The sequence below is a fragment of the Streptomyces sp. SID3343 genome, assembly GCF_009865215.1.
Lineage (GTDB): Bacteria > Actinomycetota > Actinomycetes > Streptomycetales > Streptomycetaceae > Embleya.
This window is the reverse complement of record NZ_WWJX01000962.1, coordinates 1-5,510: the sequence shown is the minus strand read 5'-3', so window position 1 is coordinate 5,510 and position 5,510 is coordinate 1. Positions and strand designations below refer to the sequence as shown.

General features: G+C 71.1%; 6 protein-coding genes and 1 pseudogene. 3 read left to right on the top strand and 4 right to left on the bottom strand.

Annotated features, from left to right (window positions below; all coding sequences use genetic code 11):
* A pseudogene (locus tag GT354_RS30250) lies at positions 1-284 on the top strand (uridine kinase); the annotation flags it as partial.
* 15 nt (positions 285-299) lie between these two features.
* On the opposite strand, the gene GT354_RS30245 reads toward GT354_RS30250, so the two are convergent.
* Positions 300-1,133: an aldo/keto reductase gene (locus tag GT354_RS30245; protein WP_161359561.1), complete on the bottom strand. Its 834-nt coding sequence runs from the start codon at positions 1,131-1,133 to the stop codon at positions 300-302.
* A 55-nt stretch (positions 1,134-1,188) separates the two neighbouring features.
* Complete coding sequence (locus GT354_RS30240) at positions 1,189-2,466, bottom strand: MFS transporter (protein WP_161359560.1); 1,278 nt, start codon at positions 2,464-2,466, stop codon at positions 1,189-1,191.
* A gap of 149 nt (positions 2,467-2,615) precedes the next feature.
* Here GT354_RS30240 and GT354_RS30235 point away from each other — a divergent pair, with 149 nt between their 5' ends.
* A complete protein-coding gene (locus tag GT354_RS30235) occupies positions 2,616-3,062 on the top strand; it encodes a MarR family transcriptional regulator (protein ID WP_161359559.1) in 447 nt (148 codons plus the stop codon).
* Between the two features lie 212 nt (positions 3,063-3,274).
* Here the strand turns inward: GT354_RS30235 and GT354_RS30230 are convergent, their stop codons facing one another.
* Both GT354_RS30230 and GT354_RS30225 read right to left on the bottom strand, forming a co-directional pair.
* The gene (locus GT354_RS30230; protein ID WP_161359558.1) at positions 3,275-4,342 is read right to left on the bottom strand and encodes a lactonase family protein; all 1,068 of its coding nucleotides are present in this window, start codon (positions 4,340-4,342) and stop codon (positions 3,275-3,277) included.
* A gap of 123 nt (positions 4,343-4,465) precedes the next feature.
* Complete coding sequence (locus GT354_RS30225) at positions 4,466-5,122, bottom strand: TetR/AcrR family transcriptional regulator (protein WP_161359557.1); 657 nt, start codon at positions 5,120-5,122, stop codon at positions 4,466-4,468.
* Positions 5,123-5,201: 79 nt separating this feature from the next.
* Between GT354_RS30225 and GT354_RS30220 the strand changes: the two genes are divergently transcribed.
* The coding region (locus GT354_RS30220; protein WP_161359556.1) for an ATP-binding cassette domain-containing protein at positions 5,202-5,510 on the top strand (309 nt) is incomplete at its 3' end.

Below are 5,510 nucleotides of genomic sequence, written 5' to 3'. Positions count from 1 at the left end.
GGGACGCGGCGCGGGACCGCGCCACGCGGGCCGGCTACGCGACGCTGCCCCAGGGCGGGGTCCTGCTCCTGGACGGCCCACTGTTGCTGGGCAAGGGCCTGCCGCTCGACCTGTCGGTCCACCTGTGGTTGTCGTCCGGGGCGTTGAAGCGGCGCACCCCGGCGCAAGACGCGTGGACCCTGGAGGCGTTGGAGCGCTACGCCGAGGAGATCCGGCCCAGCGACGAGGCCGACCTGGTCGTGCGCTACGACCATCCCGCGCACCCGGCCCTGGTCGGCGGTTGAGCGGCGGGCGGCGGTTCAGTTGGTTTCGTCGGGGTCCGGGCCCATCCGCCGGCCTCGGTCGAGCCCGTCGATCGCGGTCGTCTCCTCCGCCGACAGTTCGAAGTCGAAGACGTCGAAGTTCTCCCGGATGCGCGAGGGCGTGACCGACTTGGGGATCACGATGTTCCCGAGTTGGAGGTGCCAGCGCAGCACGACCTGGGCGGTCGACTTGCCGTGCGCCTTCGCCACCTTGCCGAGTACAGGGTCCTTCAGCAGGTCGCCGCCCTTGCCGAGCGGGCTCCACGCCTCGGTCCTGATGCCGTGGCTCGCGTCGAACTCGCGCACCTTGCGCTGCTGGAGGTACGGGTGCAGTTCGATCTGGTTGACCGCGGGCACGACGTCGCTGTGCTCCGCCAGACGGGCCGTGTGGTCGGTCTGGAAGTTGGACACCCCGATCGTGCGCACGCGCCCGTCGGCGCGCAGTTTCTCGAACGCGCGCCAGGTGTCGAGGTAGCGGTCTCGGGCCGGGGCCGGCCAGTGGATCAGGTACATGTCCACGTAGTCGAGGCCGAGTTTGCGCAGGCTCTCCTCGAATGCGGCGAGGGTCGAGTCGTAGCCCTGTTCGGTGTTCCACAGCTTCGTGGTGACGAACAGTTCGTCGCGCGGCACGTCCGATTGGGCCAGCGCGCGGCCGACGCCCGCCTCGTTGCCGTAGACGGCGGCGGTGTCGATGCTGCGATAGCCCGCCTCCAGCGCCGACGCCACGGCGGTGGTCGCGTCGTCGTTCTCGACCTGGAAGACCCCGAAGCCCAGCTGCGGGATCTCCGCGCCGTCGTTGAGGGTCAGGGTGGGTACGGGGGTGGGGCTCATGATCGGGTCGTCCTTCGTGGGGGGTGGGGGGTGAAAGTGGTCCGTCGGTCGGGGCTCAGGGCCGGGCCGCGGGCTCGTGGGTGTGCGCCCACTCGACGGGGGCACCCTGCCCGCTCTGCCCGCTGCGCGGGGTTCGCACACCGGTAGGGATGCCGGGAATCTGCGCGGTCACGATCAGCGACGCTCGCTTGGCGCGCCGTTCGAGGGCGGCGGAGAGCACGGCCAGGCCGAGCGCGCCGAGGGCGAGCGCGGTGCCGACCCAGTTGGCCGAGTCGTAGCCGTGGCCGGCGTCGATCACCAGGCCGCCGAACCACGCGGCGACCGCGTTGCCGAGGTTGAACGCGCCGATGTTGACCGCCGAGGCGAGGGTGGGCGCGCCTGCGGCGTGGTCCATCACCCGCTTCTGCAGCGGCGGTACGGTCGCGAATCCGAGCGCGCCGATCAGGAACAGGGTCACCACGGAGGCGACCTTGTCGTGCGAGGTCACGGTGAACAACGCGAGCACGCCGGCGAGGGAGGCCAGGGCGACGTACAGGAGCGGCATGGTCCACCGGTCGGCGAGTTTTCCGCCGACGGTGTTGCCCACGAACATGCCCACACCGACCACGACCAGGAGCCAGGTCACCGATCCCTCGGAGAAGCCGGCGACGTCGGTCATCATCGGCTTGACGTAGGTCAGCGCGGCGAAGACGCCGCCGAAGCCGAGCACCGTCATGCCCATCGCGAGCAGGACCTGCACGTTGCGGAACACCGCGAGTTCGTGCCGCAGTTCGACGCCCTCGGGCTTGGGCTGCTCGGGGACCAGCCTGGCGATGCCCACGGCGCCGAGCACGCCGAGGAGCGCGACCAGGAGGAAGGTGAGCCGCCAGTCGGCCGATTGGCCGATCATGGTGCCCAGGGGCACGCCGACGACGTTGGCCAGGGTCAGCCCGGTGAACATCGTCGAGAGCGCGGCGGCCTTCTTCTCGGGTGCGACCAGGTCGGCGGCGACCACCGAGCCGATGCCGAAGAACGCGCCGTGGGTGAAGGACGCGACCACGCGGCCGGCCATCACGACCCCGAACACCGGGGCGAGCGCGGTGAGCAGGTTGCCCACGACGAACAGCGCCATCAGCAGGATCAGCATGCGTTTGCGGGACACCCGGGTGCCCAGGACGGTCATCAACGGGGCGCCCACGAGCACGCCGATCGCGTAGCCGCTGACCAGGAGCCCGGCGGTGGTGATCGACACGTCGAAGGTGCCGGCCACCTCGGGCAGCAGGCCCAGGATCACGAACTCGGTGGTGCCGATCCCGAAGGCCCCGATCGCGAGTGCCAGGAGTGCGAGTGGCACGGGGATACCCCTTCCAGGGGAGCTGTCTGAACGGATGCCGAGCAGTTGCCGACAGGCGATTGCCCGAGCGCCTTACGAGCGTCGACAATATTTGCAGACGCCGATCAATGCAAACGCGGGCTATTGCGATGTGGGGCTATCCTGGGGGCATGGGACAACAGAGGCAGGCCATCGCCCCTCCGCTCGCGCAGGGCTGGTGCGCGCTCGCGGCGCTGCACAACCGGATCGAGGCGCACATCGAACGCGCGCTCCAGGCCGAACACGACCTGAGCGTCCGCGAGTTCTCGGTGCTCGACGTCCTCAGCCGGCAGGACGGCTACCACCTGCGGATGAACGAACTCTCCGACGCCGTCGTCCTGAGCCAGAGCGCGACCACGCGCCTGGTCACCCGCCTGGAGGAGCGCGGCCTGCTGTCGCGCTACCTGTGCGACACCGACCGTCGGGGCATCTACACCGAGGTCACCGACGCGGGCTGCGACCTGTTGGCACTCGCGCGGCCGACCAACGAGGCGGCCCTGCACGAGGCACTCGCCGAGGCCGAACAACGCGAGGGCCTGGCGCCGCTCGTCGCGGCGGTCAAGTCACTGGGCGCGTAGACCGCACGCACTGAAGGCACGCGGGACCGGGCACACCGAAAGCGCACGGGTCGGGCGCACCGACAGCACGGGTCGGACACCACCGCAAGCGCGGGGGTCGGGCGCACCGACAGCACGGGGCCACGCCCACCGGAGCCACGCGGGCCCGGAACGCCGAAAGCGCGAGGCAAGCCGTCCGGCGGCCCGCCCCGCGCTCGGGAGAAAAGGTGCGGCTAGAGCGCGGCCAGCACGCTCGTCGGGCTGCCGGTGGGCAGGACCGCGCCGAGCGCGACGAGCGCACCCGTGTCGAGGTCGCAGCGGAAGCCGTTGACCGCGTCGCCCTGCTGGTTGGCCACGTACAGGATGCCGTTGACCACGGCCACGTCACGCGGCCACGCGGCGCCCGAGGGCACTTCCTCGACCAGGGTCAGGTTCGCGCCGTCGACCGCGAGCACCGACACCGTGTCCGGGCCTCGGTTGGCCACGTACACGAAGCGACCGTCCGCCGACGCGACGATCCCCGACGGCGCGCCCGTGCCGTCGCCGAGCACGAACGGCTTGCCGGCCACGGTGAGCGCGCCCGTGCGCGGGTCGTTGCGCAGCGGCGTCACCGTCGCGTTCAACTCGCCCACCAGCCACGCGACGTCGTCGGGACCGTAGGCGATGTGCCGCGGCCCGGTGCCCGGCGGCAACGACAGCTTGGGCCCCTCCGCGATGGTCCCCGCCTCGGCGTCGAAGCGCAGGTGGTAGACGGTGTCGGCACCCAGGTCGCACACCACGAGCCACTCGCCGCCGCCCGCGAACGTCACCTGGTGGGCGTGCGACGAGGACTGCCGGTCCTTGATCGGCCCGGAGCCGGTCAGCCGCACGTGCGTCGCGGCCTCGCCCAGCGTGCCGTCGTCGGCGATCGGGTGCACGGTCACGCTGCCCGCGCCGTAGTTCGCCACCACCACGAACCGCCCGGTGGGGTCGGCCGCGAGGTGACACGGCCCGGCGCCGAGGGTGGACACCTCGCCGAGCGGCACCAGCCGCTCGTCCTGCACCGAGTAGGCGCCGACGGCACCTTCGCCGCCGCGCTCGCTGACCGCGTACAGGAACCGCCCCGAGGGATGTCGGGCCAGGTACGACGGCGAGATCGCGGGGATCGCGGCCGACGGCGCGCCGAGCAGTCCGCTCGTGGAGTCCTGCCGGCACACCGTGATCCCGGTGCCGCGGCCCTCCATGTCCGGGGTGTAGCTGCCGACGTAGACGAGGGGCCCGCGCCGGTCGCCGGCTCGGTCGGAAGCATTTGGTGAGGTCACACGGTTCTCCTGGTTGTCGTGCCGGTGGCCGACGGCGGCGGCCGCTGGGTTGCTCCTCCCCGGCACCGCGGGCGGCACACCCGCGTGGCGCCGCGTCTGGGGGGTGAGCCTAGAACGACGGGGTCAGATCTGTGGTCGGATCGCGTACTCCAGCACCGCTTGGCTCAACAGGGGCTCGATCGCGTCCAGTTGCCGCAGCGCCCGCCGCGCCGCGTCCTCGACGGTGTGGCCCGCCACTATGCCGCGGCCGATGGCGCGGAACACGGCCTGCTGGATGCCCGCCAGCTGACCGGCGATCAACTCGGGGACGGGGTCGTTCGGATCGGCGCCGGCCTCCTCGGCCAGGGTCGCCGCGAGCGCGTCGGCGCCACGTTGCTGCATGCGCCACAGCCTGGCCATCAGGGCCGGCGAGGAGTGCATGACGTCCATGAAACGCCCGTAGCCCTCGACCAACCCGACGTGCGCGGAGCGCGCCTCGATGTCGCGACGCAGCGAGCCCAGGATCGCGACCGTCGCGGACTCGCCGACCTCGCGCTCCCGCACGATCCGGGCCAGCCGATCGACGATCTCGTCCTCGCGGTCGAAGAACAGGTCTTCCTTGGTCGGGAAGTAGTTGTAGACGGTGTTGACCGAGACCTCGGCGACCTCGGCGATGCGGGCGACGGTCACGGGAGCGAAGCCGTGTTCGAGGAACAGCCCGGTCGCGACGTCCGAGATGTGGGTTTTCATCCGCCGCTTCTTCAGCTCCCTGAGGCCCTCGGCGCCGTCCGTTTCCGTCATGCGCACATCCTAGCCTTCTTGGAGATACTTAAATTTTGGGGTCGTTGCAAAGTTTAAGTAGCTGTGTTTTGCTGAGCGCATGACACCGGTCATCCACACCACCGGGCTCACCCGGACCTTCAAGACCAAGCGCGGCACCGTCGAGGCGGTGCGCGGCATCGATCTGACCGTGGAAGCGGGCGAGATCCTGGGCTTCCTCGGCCCCAACGGCGCGGGCAAGACGACCACGCTGCGCATGCTCACCACGCTGCTCGCCCCCAGCGGCGGCAGCGCCACGGTCGCGGGCCACGACCTCGTCGGCGACCCGGCCGGCGTCCGCCGCCGCATCGGCTATGTCGCCCAGGCGGGCGGCGTCGACCCGGCGGTGTCGGTGCGCGAGGAACTGACC

Bases quoted from the DNA above. Each gene is read 5' to 3' on its own strand.
- GT354_RS30235 (WP_161359559.1), top strand. From the start codon at position 2,616: ATGGGACAACAGAGGCAGGCCATCGCCCCTCCGCTCGCGCAGGGCTGG.
- GT354_RS30245 (WP_161359561.1), bottom strand. From the start codon at position 1,133: ATGAGCCCCACCCCCGTACCCACCCTGACCCTCAACGACGGCGCGGAG.
- GT354_RS30225 (WP_161359557.1), bottom strand. From the start codon at position 5,122: ATGACGGAAACGGACGGCGCCGAGGGCCTCAGGGAGCTGAAGAAGCGG.